This window comes from Celeribacter baekdonensis (genome assembly GCF_900102315.1).
Lineage (GTDB): Bacteria > Pseudomonadota > Alphaproteobacteria > Rhodobacterales > Rhodobacteraceae > Celeribacter > Celeribacter baekdonensis.
In genome coordinates this window covers 306,200-325,670 of record NZ_FNBL01000003.1, presented here as the reverse complement: position 1 = coordinate 325,670, position 19,471 = coordinate 306,200, and the positions used below count along the sequence as shown (strand labels likewise).

At 58.0% G+C, this 19,471-nt stretch carries 17 protein-coding genes; 9 read left to right on the top strand and 8 right to left on the bottom strand.

The annotated features are described in order from the left end of the window. Window positions 1-53: 53 nt before the first annotated feature. The 5 genes from BLT54_RS08130 to BLT54_RS08110 all read right to left on the bottom strand — a co-directional run bounded on the left by BLT54_RS08130 (window position 54) and on the right by BLT54_RS08110 (window position 7,770). Window positions 54-755, bottom strand: a complete 702-nt coding sequence (locus BLT54_RS08130; protein WP_143026777.1) for a hypothetical protein — start codon at window positions 753-755, stop codon at window positions 54-56. A 223-nt stretch (window positions 756-978) separates the two neighbouring features. Beyond that, window positions 979-3,060, bottom strand: coding sequence for a hypothetical protein (locus BLT54_RS08125; protein WP_074643313.1), 2,082 nt, complete (start codon window positions 3,058-3,060; stop codon window positions 979-981). Beyond that, the gene (locus tag BLT54_RS08120) at window positions 3,057-5,825 is read right to left on the bottom strand and encodes a DUF4159 domain-containing protein (protein WP_074643310.1); all 2,769 of its coding nucleotides are present in this window, start codon (window positions 5,823-5,825) and stop codon (window positions 3,057-3,059) included. Before BLT54_RS08120 ends, BLT54_RS08125 begins: the two co-directional genes overlap by 4 nt. Next, a complete protein-coding gene (locus BLT54_RS08115) occupies window positions 5,825-6,727 on the bottom strand; it encodes a DUF58 domain-containing protein (protein ID WP_074643308.1) in 903 nt (300 codons plus the stop codon). The genes BLT54_RS08120 and BLT54_RS08115 overlap by 1 nt, the downstream gene beginning before the upstream one ends. Continuing rightward, window positions 6,724-7,770 (bottom strand): AAA family ATPase, encoded by a 1,047-nt coding sequence (locus tag BLT54_RS08110; protein WP_176832847.1) that lies wholly within the window; start codon window positions 7,768-7,770, stop codon window positions 6,724-6,726. Before BLT54_RS08110 ends, BLT54_RS08115 begins: the two co-directional genes overlap by 4 nt. 104 nt (window positions 7,771-7,874) lie before the next feature. On the opposite strand from BLT54_RS08110, the gene BLT54_RS08105 reads away from it, so the two are divergent. After that, window positions 7,875-8,438 carry a DUF1285 domain-containing protein gene (locus BLT54_RS08105; RefSeq protein ID WP_074643306.1) on the top strand — a complete coding sequence of 188 codons (564 nt, stop codon included), beginning with the start codon at window positions 7,875-7,877 and terminating at the stop codon, window positions 8,436-8,438. Then, complete coding sequence (locus BLT54_RS08100; RefSeq protein WP_074643303.1) at window positions 8,438-9,196, top strand: hydroxypyruvate isomerase family protein; 759 nt, start codon at window positions 8,438-8,440, stop codon at window positions 9,194-9,196. The genes BLT54_RS08105 and BLT54_RS08100 overlap by 1 nt, the downstream gene beginning before the upstream one ends. Before the next feature lie 6 nt (window positions 9,197-9,202). On the opposite strand, the gene BLT54_RS08095 is transcribed toward BLT54_RS08100, so the two are convergent. Continuing rightward, on the bottom strand, window positions 9,203-10,123 hold the full coding sequence (locus BLT54_RS08095) for a cation diffusion facilitator family transporter (RefSeq protein WP_074643300.1): 921 nt from the start codon (window positions 10,121-10,123) through the stop codon (window positions 9,203-9,205). Window positions 10,124-10,196: 73 nt separating this feature from the next. On the opposite strand from BLT54_RS08095, the gene BLT54_RS08090 reads away from it, so the two are divergent. Both BLT54_RS08090 and BLT54_RS08085 read left to right on the top strand, forming a co-directional pair. Continuing rightward, entirely contained in the window at window positions 10,197-10,850 is a 654-nt protein-coding gene (locus tag BLT54_RS08090) for a TetR/AcrR family transcriptional regulator (RefSeq protein WP_176832846.1), read from the top strand. 273 nt (window positions 10,851-11,123) lie between these two features. Beyond that, the gene (locus tag BLT54_RS08085; protein ID WP_074643298.1) at window positions 11,124-11,465 is read left to right on the top strand and encodes a hypothetical protein; all 342 of its coding nucleotides are present in this window, start codon (window positions 11,124-11,126) and stop codon (window positions 11,463-11,465) included. A gap of 96 nt (window positions 11,466-11,561) precedes the next feature. Here the strand turns inward: BLT54_RS08085 and BLT54_RS08080 are convergent, their stop codons facing one another. Beyond that, complete coding sequence (locus BLT54_RS08080) at window positions 11,562-12,380, bottom strand: sulfotransferase family protein (RefSeq protein ID WP_074643296.1); 819 nt, start codon at window positions 12,378-12,380, stop codon at window positions 11,562-11,564. Window positions 12,381-12,514: 134 nt separating this feature from the next. Here BLT54_RS08080 and BLT54_RS08075 point away from each other — a divergent pair, with 134 nt between their 5' ends. Together BLT54_RS08075 and BLT54_RS08070 are read left to right on the top strand one after the other, a co-directional pair. Then, window positions 12,515-14,092, top strand: a complete 1,578-nt coding sequence (locus BLT54_RS08075; RefSeq protein ID WP_074643292.1) for a DUF5928 domain-containing protein — start codon at window positions 12,515-12,517, stop codon at window positions 14,090-14,092. A gap of 11 nt (window positions 14,093-14,103) precedes the next feature. After that, complete coding sequence (locus tag BLT54_RS08070; protein WP_074643289.1) at window positions 14,104-14,481, top strand: HIT domain-containing protein; 378 nt, start codon at window positions 14,104-14,106, stop codon at window positions 14,479-14,481. A gap of 65 nt (window positions 14,482-14,546) precedes the next feature. Here BLT54_RS08070 and BLT54_RS08065 read toward each other — a convergent pair whose 3' ends face one another. Next, window positions 14,547-15,479: an ABC transporter ATP-binding protein gene (locus tag BLT54_RS08065; protein WP_074643286.1), complete on the bottom strand. Its 933-nt coding sequence runs from the start codon at window positions 15,477-15,479 to the stop codon at window positions 14,547-14,549. Between the two features lie 201 nt (window positions 15,480-15,680). Between BLT54_RS08065 and BLT54_RS08060 the strand changes: the two genes are divergently transcribed. From BLT54_RS08060 to polA, 3 genes are all read left to right on the top strand, one after another. Then, window positions 15,681-15,863 (top strand): zinc-finger domain-containing protein, encoded by a 183-nt coding sequence (locus BLT54_RS08060; protein WP_074643284.1) that lies wholly within the window; start codon window positions 15,681-15,683, stop codon window positions 15,861-15,863. A gap of 83 nt (window positions 15,864-15,946) precedes the next feature. After that, window positions 15,947-16,372: a globin family protein gene (locus BLT54_RS08055; RefSeq protein WP_074643281.1), complete on the top strand. Its 426-nt coding sequence runs from the start codon at window positions 15,947-15,949 to the stop codon at window positions 16,370-16,372. Window positions 16,373-16,616: 244 nt separating this feature from the next. Continuing rightward, window positions 16,617-19,421, top strand: coding sequence for a DNA polymerase I (gene polA, locus BLT54_RS08050; RefSeq protein ID WP_074643279.1), 2,805 nt, complete (start codon window positions 16,617-16,619; stop codon window positions 19,419-19,421). Window positions 19,422-19,471: the final 50 nt, after the last annotated feature.

Genomic DNA, 19,471 nt, shown 5'->3' with positions numbered 1-19,471 from the left:
AAATTATTAGCTTAGCCTCTCAGAAATCGTCTAAATATCTCAAAATAAGTGCCCTAAATTTTCTGAAGAGACCGGTAGTACTCATATCTTTGATTTCGAAAATTCTCTGGTGTTTCACCGACCTTCGTCGCTCTGAATTCCATATCTGCAAAGATGCTCGTCTCATCGGCTTCAGGAACAGGTATTCCCAGCCGTTCAAATGCGTCTAGCAGCGAGCGAAATGCGTCCTCGTCGCCATCGACAAGCGCCCGGTAGGCTAATGTTTCTGATAGGGTTTTGCCTTCAGTCAAATAGTATTGCCCTTCGGTATTCAGCCAAAATAACGCACATTGCTCTAGTGGAGTTTCTGGGTCGGGCTGCCAGTATCCTATCAGTGACGTATCTTCACACTGTATGACAAATTTTAGTTTTTTATCTGTATCTTGCATGGCCCTAACATTTGCCATGATGTCTGGATTCGCACGATCCACATCATTTATGTAGTCGTGATCCAAAAGTGGGTATTTCCTATCGGTCCAGAGGAGCTCAGCCCAAATAATATTGAGTGGATTGTTCCCATCCTCTTCAAATTCAGGGTCGCCAGCGACTACTGCTAATAGAGTACTTAGGTCTTTTGGCAAATCCTGCCCATCCAATCGTGAGTCGATGAACTTCTTAACCTTATCTCCGATCAAAATGGTACCCTCAGTTTGCATAAGCTCGCCTCGACGAGTTGGTCGGGAGAATAGAGACTTAATCCAATCGAGAAATTTCATGTCGTTTTACTCTGCCATTTTTTGTAAACCAAGATATCTGGAGATTCATCGAAACGCTATAGCGGCCTTTGGCGCGACAGCTACGAATGGCAGCAATGTCCTGCATAGCAGACCTTCACACCCTGCGCGGCGAATGGTGGTGGCTTTGGATCACAAAGTCCCCCCAATTGCCGCCCGCAAATCGCCGCGTTGTGCCACAGGGGGGCGACCTGCGATATTCGCCTCAGCGCCGCCCTTCGCGCAGCCACGCCCAAACGGTCAGCCCGGCCAAGATCACCAGCCAAAGCCAGCCGGGGAACAAAGGCATCAGCCGGGTGGATTGGGTGACAAAGGCCGCGCGCGGGGTCACGCCGATCCAGCCACGTCCCGCCGCCACACGGCCCTCGGACACGGTGCGGATCATCGGGAGACCTTCGGACAGCGCCATGACGCCGCCTTTGGTCGCGGCAATGACAGGGGCCAGTTTAGCCCCCGTTGCGATGGTTTCCTCAAACTCACGTGGTGCGGCGGGCCCCAAGACCATCACCGCCTCCTGATCACCTTCCGAGAGACGGTAGAGCCCCATCTCAGCGCCTTGATGCTGGGCCATAAATCGCCCGGGACTGACCTCTTCCATCGGCACGGTCACGGTGGTGCCATCGGGGGCCTCAATGGTGACCTCATGGTCGCGATCAGACAGGCTGCGCCGGGTGATGGTCAAACTCGCGCCGTCCGAGGTGGCCGTGAGCGCCTCTTCCTCAAGCTCCGGTTCTTTCATCATCCAATGCGCCAAACGCCGCAGCAATTCGAGCTGCGGCCCGCCGCCCTCGATCCCACGGGTCCAAAGCCATGCGTGATCGGAGGCCAGCACAGCCACCCGGCCCTCACCGACCCGGTCCAAGACCAAAAGCGGGCGATCATCGACGCCGGACATCACCACCTCGGGCGCGTCTGCTCCGCTCTCCGTGCCGGGATCAAGGTCGATTTGCCGGAACCAGCGGCCCCATTTTGGCGTGTCAGTGGCAAAACGCAGCCCGCCCAGACCTTCAGTGACCGGATGGCGCGCGCCCATATCGGTGAGGCGCGGTTGATAGCCCTGTTCATAAATCCGCCCCGAGGGCGCCAGTGGAATGATCCGCGCCAAGGGCGAGCGATAAAGGCTGTCGGCACTGGCAAAATCGGGGCCAGCGGCAAAAAGCACCGCCCCTCCCTCTTCAACATAGCGGGCAATGTTGTCCAGATAGGAGGGTGGAAGGATGCCGCGCAATTTGTAGCGATCAAAGATGATCAGGTCGAAATCATCGACCTTTTCCATGAACAATTCGCGGGTTGGAAAAGCGATGAGCGACAGTTCGGTAACCGGAACACCGTCTTGTTTTGAGGGCGGGCGCAGAATGGTAAAATGCACGAGATCGACAGAAGGGTCTGATTTCAACAGGTTGCGCCATGTGCGTTCGCCATTATGCGGCTCACCCGACACCAAAAGCACGCGCAAACGATCCCGCACGCCATTGATTTGCACCATCGCGGCATTGTTGCGCGTGGTCAGCTCGCCAAGGGCCTCGGGCAGGGTGAATTGGATCACGTTCATCCCGCCATGCGCCAGCGTCAGCGGCACGTCGATGGCGCGCCCGATGGGGATGGTGAATTCCTGCGCTTCACCGCCATCAATCGACACGATCAGCGGTGTGGTGACGCCAATGGAGGCGGGCACGGTGCCTTGGTCCTCGACTTTAAGGGTCAGAGTGACCTCTTCGTCCAAAATGGCAAAGCTGGGCGCGTTTTCCACGATCAGGCGACGGTCCCAATCGGTCGGCGCGCCGGTGAGCAACAGGTGCAGAGGCGCGGGGAAATCCGGGGCCAGTTCCACATCATGCAACTGCCCGTCCGACACCATAATCGCCCCGGCCAAACGCCCGCGTGGCTCGTCGGCCATGGCTTCTGCGAGGGCGGTCATCAACAAGGTGCCGCGATTGTCGGGGGCATCGCCCAAAGGCACGATCCGCAGCTCAGTGTTGGGCAAAGCGTTGATGCGCGCAGTGAGACCCGCGACCGCTTCGGCCACTTGGGTGCTGCGATCCGCGAGGTCTTGCGACGCACTTTCATCGACCAACAAAAGCACAATATCAGACAGCGGATCACGCTCTTCTTGTTGCAGTGACGGCCCGGCGAGATAGATCAGGATCAACGCCGCGGCCCCTGCCCGCAAGGGCCAGCCGCGCAGCCCGCGCAGGGCAGAGAACCCCACGAGCACCAGCGCAATCCCGGCGAGGATCGCCAACACAGGCAACGGCAAGTGTGGGGAAAAGATCAGATCGCGGATCATTGGCTCAACCTGTCTAACAAGGCGGGGACATGGACCTGATCGGATTTATAATTGCCGGTCAGCACATACATCACCAGATTGACGCCAAAGCGGTAGGCCAACTCACGCTGCCGCTCGCCATTGAACCCGCGTCCCACCGGGACCAACGGCACGCCAGTGTCATCCACGGCCCACGCCGCCGCCCAATCGCCACCGCCAATCACCACCGGCGTGACATTGTCATTGAGATTGCGAAACGGCATGCCCTCGGCCTGTTCGGCATTGGCCGAGGCTTCGACCCAAACTGTGCCCTCGGCATGGCGTCCGGGGAATTCGCGCAACAGATAAAAGGTGCGGGTGAGGACGTGATCCTCGGGGATTTGTTCAAGCGCGGGAATGTCGAGCGGACGCGCCAGCGCTTGCAGTTTCAGACCTGTCGGTGTGGCCGCACCAAAGCTCGCGACATCGGCGTCACGGGTGTCAAACAAGATCATGCCCCCGGTGCGCAGATAGGCGTTGAGTTTGATATAGGCGTCGGCGGAGGGGATCGGTTGGTCGGCGGTCACGGGCCAATAGAGGATCGGAAAGACCCCAAGCGGATCGGTGTCGAGACTCACCCCCATCGGCGGCGACGGCTCCACCGAGGTGCGGGCATTGAGCACGGCGGACAGCCCCGCAAGTCCCGCCTCAGACAGGCTGTCGATGCGGGCATCCCCGGTGCGCACATAAGCCAGCGCCACCTCAGAACTCGCGGCCAGTGCGAAGGCATCAGACAGGGTGTCCGGCGCATCTTGGGCGCGTGTGGACGAGAGCGGTATCGAGAGAGCGAGAAGCAAAATCGGCACCACCCGCGCGCCAAACAGGCGGCCCGAGAGCCAGAGCGAGGCAATCACATCGGCCCCCAAAAGCAACAGAGCCGCCAAAAGCAGGGCGGGCGTGAGGGGCCGCTCGCTGCGGGTCTGACTGCCTGTAACAGGAACATCGGCGGGCCATTGCGTCGCAATCAGGTGGTCCTCAGGCCCCAGAATATTGAGCGCGAGGACGCTGTCGCGGGTTTGATACAGCCCCGGCGGGGTGGCCGCAGACGCCTTAGCCGTGGCAAAGACCGCCCCTTCAACGGGCACCATCGCCGCCGCGTCACTCAATGTTCCAAACCCATCCAGCCGCTTCAGCGGTTGTACCGTTTGCCCCGCCAGATCATCGACCTGCGCCTTTGCCGCCCGCGAGGTCACGGCCAGCCGATCCAGCATCGACACAAACAGACCCGAAAGGGGCAAGGTGGACCATTCGGCATTGGCGGTGACGTGAAACAACACCACCTGCCCCTGCCCCACCGGCTTGCGCGTCACCATCGGTGTGCCATCGCCCAAGGTCGCAATCACCCGCGCCGCCAGATCGGGGTCGGGTTGCGCCATGACTTGGGCGGAGACGGTGACATCTTCGGGCACGGGCAGGCCGTAAAACGGCGAGGTCTCGGCAAAGGGGCGCAGGGTTTTCGGCTCACCCCATGACATTGCGCCGCCAATCGTGCGCCCGCCCGCGCGCAAACGCACCGGCAAAAGCGGGTCTTCCGCGTCGCGCGCCACATCAGAGGCGGCCAGATTTGGCCCGGCAAAGCGTAACAATAAGCCGCCCGCATCGACCCAATCCAACAAGGGCGCGGCCTCGCCGCCGGACAGATGGGCGATGTCGGCCAGAATGATCACATCCGGGTTGGCTTGGATCAGATCGGCCAAGGCGCCTTCGATCACATCGGCTTTGCCATTCAACGCCGCGCGCAGATAATGCAGTTGCGACAAAAGTTGAAGCCCCTCGCGGCTGTCGCGCACGGTCACAAGGCCGACTTCGCGGCGCTTGAGGCTGTCATCGGCCAAACGGATTGCGCCTGCGGACCGCTGGCTTTCGATTTCAAACCGGGTGATGCGATTGCGCAGTTCAGGCGGCAAATCGAACAGGGCAGAAACCGCGTCCTCGCCACTGCCAAAGGTCACCTCTTGGCGCGCCAAAACCCGCGGCACACCCGCCGGGTCCGGCCCATGCGCCAACACCGCGACCGACGCTTCGCCCACCGTTCCGCGCCGTTGCACCAATAGGTCCACACCGGTTTCATCCACCGTGGTCGGCCCCAACCCATAGAGCGCGCGCGGGGTTTCAAACACCGAAACAGCGCCTTTTGCCTCCAAGACATCAAGCACATCGTCGCGGCCCAAACGGTCCAACCCGTCCGAGAGCCACAGCGTCTCATAGCCGCCTTGGATCGTGCCAAGTGCCGCCAAAAGATCGGCCATATCCGGGGCGTAGGGCGCGGGCGCAAGCCCCGGCAAACGAGCGCGCCAATCGGAGGCGGACAGAAAGTCGCAAGGCTGGGCGGAGATATCCGTGGCGGACAAGATGCAGACGGTGCGATTGTCCGCCCCGGCCTCTTCAAGCGCCTGCTCGACACGCCCCATCCGCAGGGCCCAATCGGGCGCGGAGGCCCAGCTTGCATCCAGTAAAATCACCAAAGGCCCACTGCCGCCGCGGTCCACACGCGGGTTCAGCACCGGCCCGGCAAAGGCCAAAATCAACGCCGCCACCGCCAACATGCGCAGCAGCAAAAGCCACCACGGGGTGCGATCCGCCTCAGTCTCATCATCGGTGAGGCCCAGCAAAAGCGCGACACCGGGAAAGCGGCGGCGGATCGGTGCGGGTGGGACGGCGCGCAACACGAACCACAGGATCGGCAGGGCCAAAAGCCCAAGCAAAACCCAAGGGGCGGTGAAACCTACGGGGCCTAAAATCCACATCAGCGCGCCCCCTCGAGACCCTCATAGAGCCACAAAAGCGCGGGCTGTGCCGGGGTGTTGGTGTGATGGGTGGCAAAACGCCACCCGGCCTGATGCGCCAGATGCGCAAGCTGTGTCTTGCGCTCGGACAGACGGTCCAAATAGCGGTCGCGCAGGTCGGACGCGCGCAGGGTTTCGTGGCGCAACCCGCCCGCCATCGAGGTAAACACCGTGCGACCCTGAAAGGGAAAGGCCTCTTCGGCGGGGTCGAGAATTTGGTACAACAGCCCGGTGATGCCGCGATCTGCCGCCGCCCCGATGGCGTGTTCCAGCGGCTCAATCGGGCCAAGGAAATCCGACAGAAACACCGCCCGCGATTTGGGCAAAAACGATGTGGCATCCGGCGCGCCGTAATCTGCGGCCTCGACGTCTGCGGCTTCTGCGTTTGGGTCAAACCGCAAGCCTTCGGCGATGCGCCGCAATTGCAGCGCGCCAATGCGCGGCGGGGTGCCCAAAGAGGCCAAAGCCACCCGCTCGCCGCCCCTCATCAACAAAATCGCCAGAGCCATGGTCAAAAGCCCGGCGCGCTCCTGTTTGGTTGGGTGGTTTTTGTCGGAGGAAAACCCCATCGACGCCGACAGATCGGCCCAAAGATGCACCGACTGTGCCGATTGCCATTCCTTTTCGCGCACGAAATGCCCGTCAGAGCGACCAGAGCGACGCCAATCAATCGACCGCCCCGCATCGCCGGGTTCCGCCGGGCGGTATTGCCAAAACTCATCGCCCATCCCGGCCTGACGCCGCCCATGCCCGCCCAACAAAAGCGTACGCGCAAGCTGTTCGGCCTGCGCCTGAAGCGGCGGCAAGGGTCCGGCCAAGGCTTCGGCACGGGCGCGCAAGGAGGATGGGGGCGAAAGGCTCACGCCGCGGACCGATTTTCCGACAGGGTGGCGGCGACCGTGTCGATGATCGAGGCCAGGTCTTCGCCGCGCGCACGGGCGGCAAAGGTCATCGCCATGCGGTGAATAAGCACAGGTTTGGCCATGGCGATCACATCCTCGGGGCTGGGCGCAAGGCGACCATCAAGCAAAGCGCGGGCGCGAATGGTCAACATCAAGGCCTGAGCGGCGCGCGGTCCCGGCCCCCACGCCACAGACGCGTTGATCGCGGGCGTGGCTTCGGGTTCATGCGGACGACAGGCGCGCACCAGATCAAGGATCATCTCGACCACCTGTTCGCCCACCGGCATTTTGCGCAGCAACGCCTGAGCTTTGATCAACTCCTCGGCGGTGAAAACGGCGTGGGCCTCTTCCTCCATCGCGCCCGTGGTGGCGATCAGGATGTCACGCTCGGTGTCGCGGTCCGGGTAGGCCACGTCGACTTGCACCAAGAACCGGTCCAACTGCGCCTCCGGCAACGGATAGGTGCCCTCTTGTTCCAACGGGTTTTGCGTGGCGAGGACGTGAAACGGGGCCTCCAAATCATGCGGCTGCCCGGCGATGGTCACGGATTTTTCCTGCATCGCTTGCAACAGCGCGGATTGGGTGCGGGGGCTGGCGCGGTTGATTTCGTCGGCCAAAAGGAGCTGACAAAACACCGGACCTTCGATGAACCGAAACGCGCGGCTGCCGTCCGTGGCGGTTTCCAAGACCTCGGAGCCAAGAATGTCAGCGGGCATCAGGTCCGGGGTGAATTGCACCCGCGCGCCTTTGAGGCCCATGACGGTCGAAAGCGTGTCGACAAGGCGGGTTTTGCCAAGCCCCGGCAGGCCCAACAAAAGCGCGTGGCCACCGCAAAGCATGGCGGACAAGACCAGATCGACCACCGTTTCCTGACCGATAAAGCGGCGCGTGATCGAGGATTTCGCCTCCGACAGTTTCGCGCCCAGCGCTTCGATGTCGGTGACAAGATCTTCTGTGACAAGATTTTCGGGCATAAGGCCTGCGTTGGTGGCGGTCTCGGTCATGGGCTTCACCTCTTGGGACGTTCCGTGTCACTATCACTCTCGCTATTAGAGCGATCTATGCTGCAAAGCACAAATGACAAAGAGGTCAGAAGGGGGATTTTCGCGTGACTGTCTCAGCCGAAAGCATTGCCGCCGCCGTCAAGGCCGCGAAAACCCGCGGTTTGCCGCCTGTGGAGAAATGGGACCCACCGTTTTGTGGCGATCTGGATATGCGGATCGCGCGGGATGGGACGTGGTTCTATCTGGGAACGCCGATTGGGCGGATCGGTTTGGTGCGGTTGTTCTCGACCGTGTTGAAACGCGAAGGGGACGCCTATTTTTTGGTCACTCCGGCGGAAAAGGTCGGGATCACCGTTGAGGATGCACCGTTTTTGGCGGTGGATTTCACCGTTTCGGGCCAAGGGCAGGATCAGGTTTTGACCTTTCAAACCTCCGTGGGCGATGAAGCCGAGGCGGGTCCCGATCACCCGATGCGCTTTGCTGACCGGGACGGCGCGCCCGCGCCCTATGTGGAGATCAGGGCGGGATTGGAGGCATTGATAGATCGCAAGAGCTTCTTTCGCCTCGTTGACCATGCTGTCACGCAAGAGATTGACGGCACGCCGATGTTTGGGGTCTGGTCCAAGGGCGTGTTTTTCCCGCTCGCGCCACTGGATGATCTGAGCTGATGCCAAAATTTGCCGCCAACCTGTCCTTTCTGTTCAAGGAATATCCGTTTTTGGAACGGTTTGCCGAGGCGAAAGCCTGTGGCTTTCAGGCGGTTGAAGTGTTGTTTCCCTATGAGGAACCGGCGTCCGAGGTGGCCAAGCGGATGGCCGATCTGAACCTGAAAATGGTGCTGATCAACACGCCACCGCCGAATTACACCGGCGGCGAGCGCGGGTTTGCCGCTGTACCGGGGCTTGAGGACCGGTTCCGCAAGGATTTCAAACGCGCCCTCAGATATGCGCAATTCTTAGGTGCCGAGCACATGCATATCATGGCCGGAAAGGCCAAGGGGCTGGTCGCACTTGAAACCTTTAAAAGGAATCTCGCCTGGGCCGCCTCTGAGGCCCCCAGTATGAGCCTGACGATTGAGCCGATCAATCCGGTCGACATGCCGGGGTATTTTTTGGACGATTTTGATCTGGCGATCGAGGTGTTGGACAGCGTGGCGGAATTGAACCTTGGGCTGCAATTTGATGCCTATCACGCCCAGATCATCACCGGGGATGCCATGATCGCCTGGGAAAAATATGCCCCCTATGTGCGTCACATCCAAATCGCCGGACCGCCGGATCGGAACGAGCCAATCAAAGGTCTGGTCGATTACCCGGCGTTTTTCCGCGCTGTGGATGAGAGCGGCTATCGGGGCTGGGTCTCCGCCGAATATATCCCGAAAAAGCGCACCGAAGACGGGTTGGATTGGTTTCGTCAGGCCAAGTGACGCGGCTCACGAGGCCTCTGATCCGGGGACGCAGCCCTGCCCCGGTGCCTCGACTTCAAGCGTGGAATGGGTGATGGAGAACCGCTCTTTCAACAGGCCCTTGACCTGTGCCAGCACCACACGGGCCTCGCCCGTAACAACCACATGCGCCTCAACCGAACTGCGGTGTTCGTCGATCTGCCACAAATGCACATGATGCACATCCTCGACGCCCTCAACTTCGCCCATCGCGGCGGCGACCTCGCCCGCCCGCGTGCCATCCGGCGCCCCGAGCATGAGGATGCGAATGACCGGGCGGATTTCCACAAAGGCGTGCCAGAGAATATAGAGTGAAATGGCCACGGTCAGGATCGGGTCAATCAAGCGCCAATCATAGATCAGGATCACCGCCCCACCAAAAATCACCGCCACCGAGGTGCCCGCATCCGCGAGGTTGTGCAGAAACGCGGCGCGAATATTGAGGCTGTTTTTCGACATGGAATAGGTGAGTGCTGCGGTGACCAGATCAACAGCAAGGGCGATCCCGGCGATGATGATGACGATCCAGCCCTCGATCTCCGGCGGGTTCCAAAACCGCGCCACGCCTTCGGCAAACAGGTAAATCGAGATGACCATGAGCGTGATGTAATTGATCATCGCGGCGACCACTTCGGCGCGACCATAGCCAAAGGTCATGGCCTCATCGCGCGGACGCCGCGCCAGTTTGCGCGCGCCAAAGGCAATCACCAAAGACACCGCATCCGAGAGGTTGTGAATCGCATCGGCAATCAGCGCCATGGAGCCAGAAATCACCCCGCCGATGATTTGGGCCACGGTCAGAAGCAGGTTGACCCCGATGGCCGCCGCCATCCGCGCGTCACCCGCATCCGGGTCGATGTGGGGGTGATGGTGTCCGTGGGCGGCGTGGCTGTGATGATCGTGGGGCATGATCTGTCCTGTTTGTTTGGGTCAAGCGGACACCGCAGGGGCGCACTTGTCAACGGCGGGCTTTGAGTTGAACATGAGCCATTGCTCACATTTTGGAAACTCGCATCCCATGGCCAATGCCCCGCCCCCGCTATCGCCCCGTAAAACACCGCGACAAGCGCGCTCCAAGGCCACGGTTCACGCGATCCTTGAGGCGGCGGCTCGCATTTTGGAAACCCAAGGCGCAGACGCGGTGACCACAAATGCAGTGGCAGATCGCGCGGGCGTGTCTGTTGGGTCGCTCTATCAATATTTCCCCTCGAAAGAGGCGATTTTTGCCGAACTGATCCGGCAGATGCGCGCCCAGATGCGTGACGATATTTTTCGGGCGATGGATTTTGTGGTTGGAAAGAGCCTGTCCTTTGCCATGGCGCGGCTGGTTCGGGCGGTGATCCACCACCATGTGCATCGCGCGCATCGGGCAGACGCCCTTGAACATTTAGAAGCGCAATTGCCGCCCGACCCGGACAGTTTGGCCATGATGTCCCAAACCCGCGCCCGTTTGGCGCTGTGCCTGACCCAGCATGATGTGCCGCAGCCAGAGCAAGCGGCGGAGGATGTTTTGAACCTCATCATTGGCATGGCCCATCCGGCACTTCATGACGGGGAGACGGATTTTGACTCCTTGGCGCGGCGGATTGATCCGGCGGTTTTGGGGTATTTAGGGGCGAATGTGACAGTTTCTTGAGCCAATCCCACCAGATGTGTGCGATTTTGCAAAAATTGCCGGATATATGCGGTTTTCAGTAGGTTTTCCGCCAAACCACCCAATCTTCACACGAAATAACGATAAGGTCGCTAAATTGTGATCCGCATTTTTGCACAATGCATTCGATAAAATCTGAATGCTTGTTCGCATTTAAACATTCTAGGCCAAGCCCTATATCCATTTCATCGAGGCGCGCAAAAACACACAGACAGCGCGTCGCCCTAAATGAAACGCTGATAAAGGACTTCTATCATGACCAACTCTTTCAAAACTCTCGCTGCCGCTGCTGTTGTTGCCGTTGCTGGTTCTGCCGCTTTCGCTGGCCCGAACTACATCATCCCCGGCCAAGCTCAGTCGCTGACCTCGACCGTCAATCTTGATCTGGTGCGCGCTGACACCAACAGCACGGTTTACATCTACGACTTCCACAACGGTGAGCGCGGTGCGCTTTTGGGTTCCGAAGCTGTGCACGCTGGTGCAAACACCAACGTGAAAGTGCAATTGTCCCGTCCGGCAACGTCTGATGCGATTGCCGTTCTCTCCAACGACGGCGTCAACACGCTGGCCGTTCGCGATGTGAACAACGTTCAATAATCTCGCGCCCACATCAGGGCCCGGACAAAACAAACCCCCGCCGATGCGAGTCGGCGGGGGTTTTATGTCTCACTTATATGTCGCACTTAAGTGGGCTTAATCGCCAAGTTTGGCGTGAACCTCGTCCAGATCGACGTCGCCTTTGGGCATTTTATTGCCGGGGTTTTCAAAGTCGTATTGGAACAATTGGAAATCCTTTTTGTAGATTTCCCACATCAAATGCATCGACAGATCGTCGAAATAATCCTCAACCGGGTGAAGCCGTTTTGGGCCGTGGCCTTCGGATTCGTTGAACCGCGGGATCGTGGCCAGGTCGATGTTATGCGGCGTCTCGATGTGATCGAGCACGTCCTGCATGCCTTCGTTGAACTTCTCGGTAAAGAAAATCTTATCGTAGGTGCCGCCATTGACGATGAACGTCGAGACATGCCCGGCCATCGCGGACCAGTGAATGTCCGGGTCCATCGGGCGACGCCAGCGGATGGTATCACGCACGAACAACAGGAACCGGCGGAAAGAGGCGATTTGGTCGAACTCGTCCTTGCCGTCCTCGCCGCCAACTTCGATGCCGTATTTTTGGATCAGCTGCGGGACAAGATTGCCACGATAGCGTTTGCCATTGCGCTGAATGCCGCAGACCTTGTCAAAAAACGACGACAGCACACGGGTATACGGATTGCGCACACAGGTGAAGGCGTAGGATTTGTGACCCTGCACATTGGCTTCGATCAACTGCTGGCTGCCCTCTTGGGCCCATTTGTGCATCCGATCTTTGCTGTCATGGATGTCGCCATCGAAAAACTCGCCATGATCAGAATAGAACATGATCTGTCCGATGGTCGAACACGCGCATTTGGGGACGACGCGATATACGACACTTTCGCTTTCTGTCATCCAAGTTCCAGGGAAGCCCATATTTTACTACAACTCCTAATATGCCACGCGTCCGTGACCCTTTTCGCTTTAAAAGCAAACTTACCTTGATTATTCAATGATTGGTTACGCTTATATGCGAACAATGCGGCAAAAATGAGGTTACGGTTTCCAAAATGGCACGAATTGCATTCATTCTCCTGTGCCACAAGGATCCTGAGGCCATCATTGACCAGGCGCGTCGCCTGACGCGGACCGGGGATTACATCTCCATTCACTTTGATGCGCGCGGCGGCAAAGAGACCTTTGAGGCGATCAAAGACGGCCTGAAAGACAATCCGAATGTCGCCTTTGCGACCAAGCGGATCAAATGTGGCTGGGGTGAATGGAGCCTTGTGCAAGCCACGATTTACGCGCTTGAAGCGGCGGAAGCGGCCTTCCCGCGCGCGACCCATTTTTACATGCTGTCGGGCGATTGCATGTCGGTCAAAACGGCCGAATACATGCATGATTTCCTTGACCGCAATGACATGGACTATATCGAAAGCTTCGATTTTTTCGCCTCCGACTGGATCAAGACCGGGATCAAGGAAGAGCGGCTGATTTATCGCCATTTTTTCAATGAGCGCACACAGAAGTGGTTGTTTTATCAAAGTTTTTGGTGGCAACGCCGGTTTGGCCTTGAACGCAAAATCCCCGATGATCTACAGGTTATGATCGGGTCACAATGGTGGTGTTTGCGCCGGCGCACCGTCGAGTGGATTTTGGATTTCATCAAAAAGCGCAAAGATGTCATGCAGTTTTTCCGCACGACATGGATTCCGGATGAAACCTTTTTTCAAACCCTCGTGCCGCATCTTGTGCCGGAACACGAAATCCAAACCCGCACCCTGACCTTTTTGATGTTCACCGACTACGGTATGCCCGTGGTGTTTTATAATGACCACTATGATTTGCTGATCTCGCAGGACTATCTGTTCGCCCGCAAAATTTCGCCCGAGGCGAAAGAGTTGAAGAAACGATTGGGCGATTTGTTCGCGGCCAAGGGGGTTCAGTTTAAAATTTCAAACGAGGGACGGTCCCTGTTTGAATTCCTGACCGGGCGCGGTCGCGATGGTCGGCGTTTTTCTCAGCGGTTTTGGGAAACCGAAAGCTCGCTGGGCCGTGACCGCGAACTTTTGATGATTGTTTGCAAAAAATGGCACGTTGCCAAGCGACTCGTCTCGCAGATCAAGGCGAAAACCGACATTCCCTGCCTCGAATATCTGTTCAGCGAAGAAAATACGCCGCTGCCGGATTTGGGCGGGATTGAGAAGAGTTTGGAAAAACGCACCCGGCACAGGCGCGCTTGGGTGCGGATGCTTTTGGATTATTTCGAAACCAACCGTATGGTCGTCTGCATTGATCCCGCGGGGCTCGACCTTATTCGCGATTTTTACAACGACCGCTCCGGCACGCGGCTTTTGGAAATCGAATGCGAGTTTAGCGATGAGTATCTGACCGGCCATGCCAAACGCACCGGGCTTGCCGGTGATCAGACGCCTGAGGACGCGTTGGAACGGCTGTTGCCGACGATCCGCGCCGACATCAACCACGAAGGTGACCGCATTCGCGACGCGGAATTTGAGAATTACGACCGGATTTCCCAATCCAAACCCCCCGAGGAAAACGCCCGCCCGCTTGCACGTTTCCTCGACATCTCCGAAGATGACGCGCGCGAGATCGTCTCGATGCATTATCTATTTTCCGACTGAGGAAGACCCCCATGCCCTATGCTTATGACGCCCAGAATGTTTTCGCCAAAATCCTGCGCAAAGAGATTCCGGTCAGCCCGATTTTTGAAAGCGACCATACATTGGCGTTCCCCGACATTTCGCCGCAAAAAGCGACCCATGTTTTGGTGATCCCCAAAGGGGCGTACCGGTGCTTTGATCATTTTGTACAGGCCGCCTCAGATGCCGAGCAGCTCGATTTTTTCAAATCGGTGGCGCAAATTGCCAAACAGCTTGGCGTGTCAGAGGCCTCGGGTGGCAATGGCTATCGGTTGATCACCAATTCCGGCCCAGATTCGCATCAGGAAGTGCCGCATTTCCACATCCATCTTTTGGGTGGCGAACCCATCGGCCCGCTGACCAGCCGCTGATCCCATATGATCCAAAAACGACAAAGCCCCGCGATTGCGGGGCTTTCGTGTTTACGTGATCTCACTTATTTTCCAGAGGTCAGTTCCACAAACACATCCTCAAGATCGGGCTCCATCGTGCGCACATCTTCAATCACGATTCCCGCGGCCTTCACCGCATCCAAAATCGCATTGGCCGAGGTTTTACCGCGCGAATAATCAAACACAAACGTGCCGTCTTTCTTGCGCTCCATCCGCACGCCTTCCGGCAAATCAAACTGCGCCGGTGCCTCGCCTTTGGGTTCGATCAAAAGCGTCTTGGCGTCCATCAAGCCCAACAGATTTTTGGTCGTGTCCCGTTTGATCAATGCGCCGTGGTTGATGATGGCGATTTCGTCACACATTTCCTGCGCTTCTTCGAGGTAATGGGTGGTTAAAATGATGGTCATGCCGCGTTCCTCATTGAGGCGGCGCACATTGGTCCAAAGCATCTGACGCAGCTCAATGTCAACGCCCGCCGTCGGTTCGTCCAACACGAGAATTTGCGGATTGTGCACCAGCGCCTTGCCCAGCAAAAGCCGACGACGCATGCCCCCCGAGAGCGTGCGCGCATAGGCGTCCGCCTTGTCGGTTAACCCAATCAAATCAAGGATTTCATCCGAACGACGGTCCTTTTTTGGCACGCCATATAATCCGGCCTGAACCTCCAAAGCGCCGCGTGGGGTAAAGAACGGATCAAGGTTCAACTCCTGCGGCATCACGCCAATGGCGGCGCGCGATTGTCGCGGATTCACATCCTGATCAAAGCCCCAGATTTTGACCTTGCCCGAGGATTTGATCACCAGCCCGGCGAGGATATTGATCATCGTCGATTTGCCCGCGCCATTCGGCCCCAAAAGGCCAAAAATCGACCCGCGCGGGATGGTCAAATCAATGCCCTTGAGCGCCTCTTTTGGCGGCTGACCCTTGCTGCCCTTATAGGTCTTGCGCAGAGCCTCGATCTCAATCGCATCGGTCATGGTCTCTCTCCCTCTTTGGCATGTCAGATAAAGCGGATGCCTCTTGTCCGTGCCGCACGGATCGTTATCATGCTGACCTGACTTAGGCGGTTGGACGCGCTTCGGCAACAGCGCGGTGGTGCAGACCCCATGATTGGCGCCGCACATCCCCGCTCAGGTCGCATGATGGACAGCAAAACAGTCATAAAGGGACAGACAAACATGGCGATCCAAGCCCCAGAAACCGAAGTGGTCTCTACCTGGAAAGTGGCCTGTGATGGCAGCGAAGGCGCTTTGGGTCATCCACGTGTCTGGCTCGCAATCCCCCACGACACGGGCTATGTCGAATGCGGCTATTGCGACAAAAAATTCATCCATGAAAGCGCAAAACTCAAAGACGCTTGATCGGCGTCTCTTTCTGAATGTTTGCAATATCTTAAAGTCTTGCACCTAGCCTCATCATTGTATTGATGTGAAAGGCGTTCTTGGTGCTGGCTGTGAAACAAATCTCTTTGGTCCGAAACGACTTCCGGCGCCTCGCGCCGGCGCGACCGGAGATGTTCAAATGGTTTTATGACCGACTGTTTGAAATCGCGCCTCACACGCGCGATCTCTATTCGGAAAGCCTGACGGAAGAATCCAGTCGCGTGAATGGTCTTCTCGAAATCGCTTTTCTCTCCCTCGATCATCCTCAGGCCATGTTTGCCACACTGCACACCTTGGGGCGCGATTTTTCCGGTTTTGGCATTTGGGAAACGAAATTGCACTTGGTCGTCGACTTGCTCGTTGAAGTGTTTGCTGAATTCGGCGGCGAAGACTGGGGATCGGAGCTTGAAAAGGCGTGGCATAGCGTGCTGATCTTTATCGCCCAAGGGATGAAAGAAGGGGTTGTGGCCAAAGGGGCAATCGCCTGATTTTAGCTTCGCGGTGCCCGATCGTCCTTTGAACGGCCCTCCTAAAGCGTCACGCCTTTCACCTGAGACAGGGGAAAGGTGTGACGCTGCCAGACATATCAAGGGTGTGGGCGTTCCGCCATAAACCCGTGAAACAGGTTTATGGCGGCACGCTTTAATCACAGAAAGACGCGTATCCGGGTTGCAGCCCCTCACGCTTTCCGTGCTATCAAGGCGCGGGATTTGCGATCAGAGGACACGCGTCATGACATTCGGTAAAGGCAGCCATCTTCACCTCATTGACGGCTCTGCCTTCATATTCAGGGCCTACCACGCGCTCCCTCCTCTGACGCGCAAATCCGATGGGCTTCCCGTCGGGGCCGTCGCCGGGTTTTGCAACATGCTCTACCGCTATATCGAGGCCAACACTGGCAATGATGCGCCCACCCACGCCGCTGTTATCTTTGATTATTCCGGGAAAACCTTTCGCAACGACCTCTATCCCGCCTATAAGGCCAACCGCCCCCCTGCCCCCGAAGAACTGGTGCCACAATTCCCACTGACCCGCGAAGCCACCCGCGCGTTCAATGTGTCTTGCATCGAAATCGAAGGGTTTGAAGCCGACGACATCATTGGCACGCTGTCCTGTCAGGCACGCGAAGCGGGAGGGCGAGTCACCATCATTTCATCGGACAAGGATCTGATGCAATTGATCGGCGGCGGGGTTGAAATGCTCGATCCAATGAAAAACAAACGCATTGACCGCGAAGGCGTCGAAGAGAAATTCGGCGTCGGTCCCGAACGGGTTGTCGATGTGCAGGCGCTGGCGGGAGATTCGGTGGATAATGTGCCCGGCGCGCCGGGGATCGGGATCAAAACGGCGGCGCTTTTGATCAATGAATATGGCGATCTTGAGACACTTTTGGCCCGCGCCGAAGAGATCAAACAACCCAAACGCCGTCAGGCCCTGATCGACAATATCGACCAAATCCGCGTGTCGCGCGACTTGGTGAAACTTGATTGTGACATGGTCCTGGATTTCTCCCTCGACAGTCTTGAGGTACAAACCCCCAAGCTCGATGATCTCCTCGCCTTTCTCGCCAAAATGGAGTTCCGCACCATCGTCAAACGCGTCTCCGAACGCTTTGGCGTCGAGGCCCCTGCGGTCCCGGACGTTCCGGCCCCCACGACCACGTCGGAGGCCCCGGCCACGCCAAAAGTGCTGCCGTTTGACACCGAAGCCTATGAAAAAGTCTCGACCATGGGCGCGCTTGAGCGTTGGATCGACGCAATCTATGCCCGCGGCTATGTCGCCGTGGACACGGAAACCACCAGTTTGGATGAGATGCAGGCCGAGCTTGTCGGCATTTCGCTCTGCGTCGAACCGGGCGCCGCCTGTTACATCCCCTTGAGCCACACGATTGGCGAAGATGACCTGTTTGGTGGCGCAAACCTTGTCGACGGGCAATTGGCCAAGCCCATGGTTCTGGACGCCCTCAGGCCGGTTTTGGAGGACGACAGCATCCTCAAAATCGGCCAGAATATGAAATATGATGCCAAGATGTTCGCCCGCAACGGCGTGCGCGTCGCGCCCTATGATGACACCATGTTGATGTCCTACGCGCTGCACGCCGGTCTGCACAATCACGGCATGGACGCCCTGTCCGAGCGCTATCTGGACCATGTTCCGATCCCGACAAAAGAGCTTTTGGGCAGTGGCAAATCCATGATTACCTTTGACAAGGTCGAGATCAGCAAAGCGGTCGCCTATGCCGCCGAAGATGCCGATGTCACCCTGCGCCTGTGGCAGGTGTTCAAACCAAAACTCCACACCGAACAGGTCACCACCGTCTACGAAACTCTGGAGCGTCCGCTCTCGCCGGTTTTGGCACAGATGGAAATGGCGGGCGTCATGGTCGATCGCGATGTGTTGTCGCGCATGTCCAACGCTTTCGCGCAAAAAATGGCCGGGCTTGAGGCCGAAATTCACGATCTGGCGGGCGAAAATTTCAACGTCGGCTCCCCCAAGCAATTGGGCGAAATCCTGTTTGATAAAATGTCGTTGCCCGGCGGCAAAAAAGGCAAAACCGGGGCCTATGCCACGGGTGTGGACATCCTCGAAGACCTCGCCTCCGAGGGGCATGACCTGCCCGCCCGTGTGCTGGATTGGCGTCAACTCTCCAAGCTGAAATCAACCTACACCGACGCGCTGCAACGGTTCATCAACCCCGAAACGGGTCGCGTTCACACCTCTTATGTACAAACCGGCGCAGTCACCGGTCGTTTGTCCTCGACCGATCCGAACCTGCAAAACATCCCGGTTCGCTCGGACGAAGGCCGCCGCATTCGTGAGGCCTTTATTGCCCCCAAAGGGCGCAAGCTGATCTCGCTCGATTACTCGCAAATCGAACTGCGCATCCTGGCCCATGTCGCCGGGATCGACAGTCTCAAACAGGCGTTTCGCGACGGGTTGGATATTCACGCCATGACCGCAAGCGAGATGTTCGGCGTGCCGATTGAAGGCATGGACCCAATGGTCCGCCGCCAAGCCAAAGCGATCAATTTTGGTGTGATTTACGGCATTTCGGGCTTTGGACTTGCACGAAACCTGCGTATTCCGCGCGGCGAGGCACAGGGCTTTATCGACCGCTATTTCGAACGTTTCCCCGGTATCCGCGCCTATATGGACGACACCGTGGCTTTCGCCAAAGAGCACCTTTATGTCCAAACCCTGTTTGGCCGCAAAATCCACACGCCGGAAATTGCTACCAAAGGGCCACAGGCCGGCTTTGCCAAACGCGCCGCGATCAACGCCCCGATCCAAGGTGCCGCCGCCGACATCATCCGCCGCGCCATGGTGCGGATGCCCGATGCGATCCGTGATCTGCCCGCCACCATGTTGTTGCAGGTCCACGATGAATTGATTTTCGAGGTCGATGAAGACGCCTGTGATCAGGTGATCGACGTGGTCAAAGACGTGATGGAAAACGCCGCCGGACCCGCCGTCAAACTCGATGTCCCGATTGAGGTGGATGCCGGTATTGGCAACAATTGGGCCGAAGCGCACTGATCTTCATGGCAGCTCAAATACTCATAAAAACGGCGCGCGGGGAGCCTCCC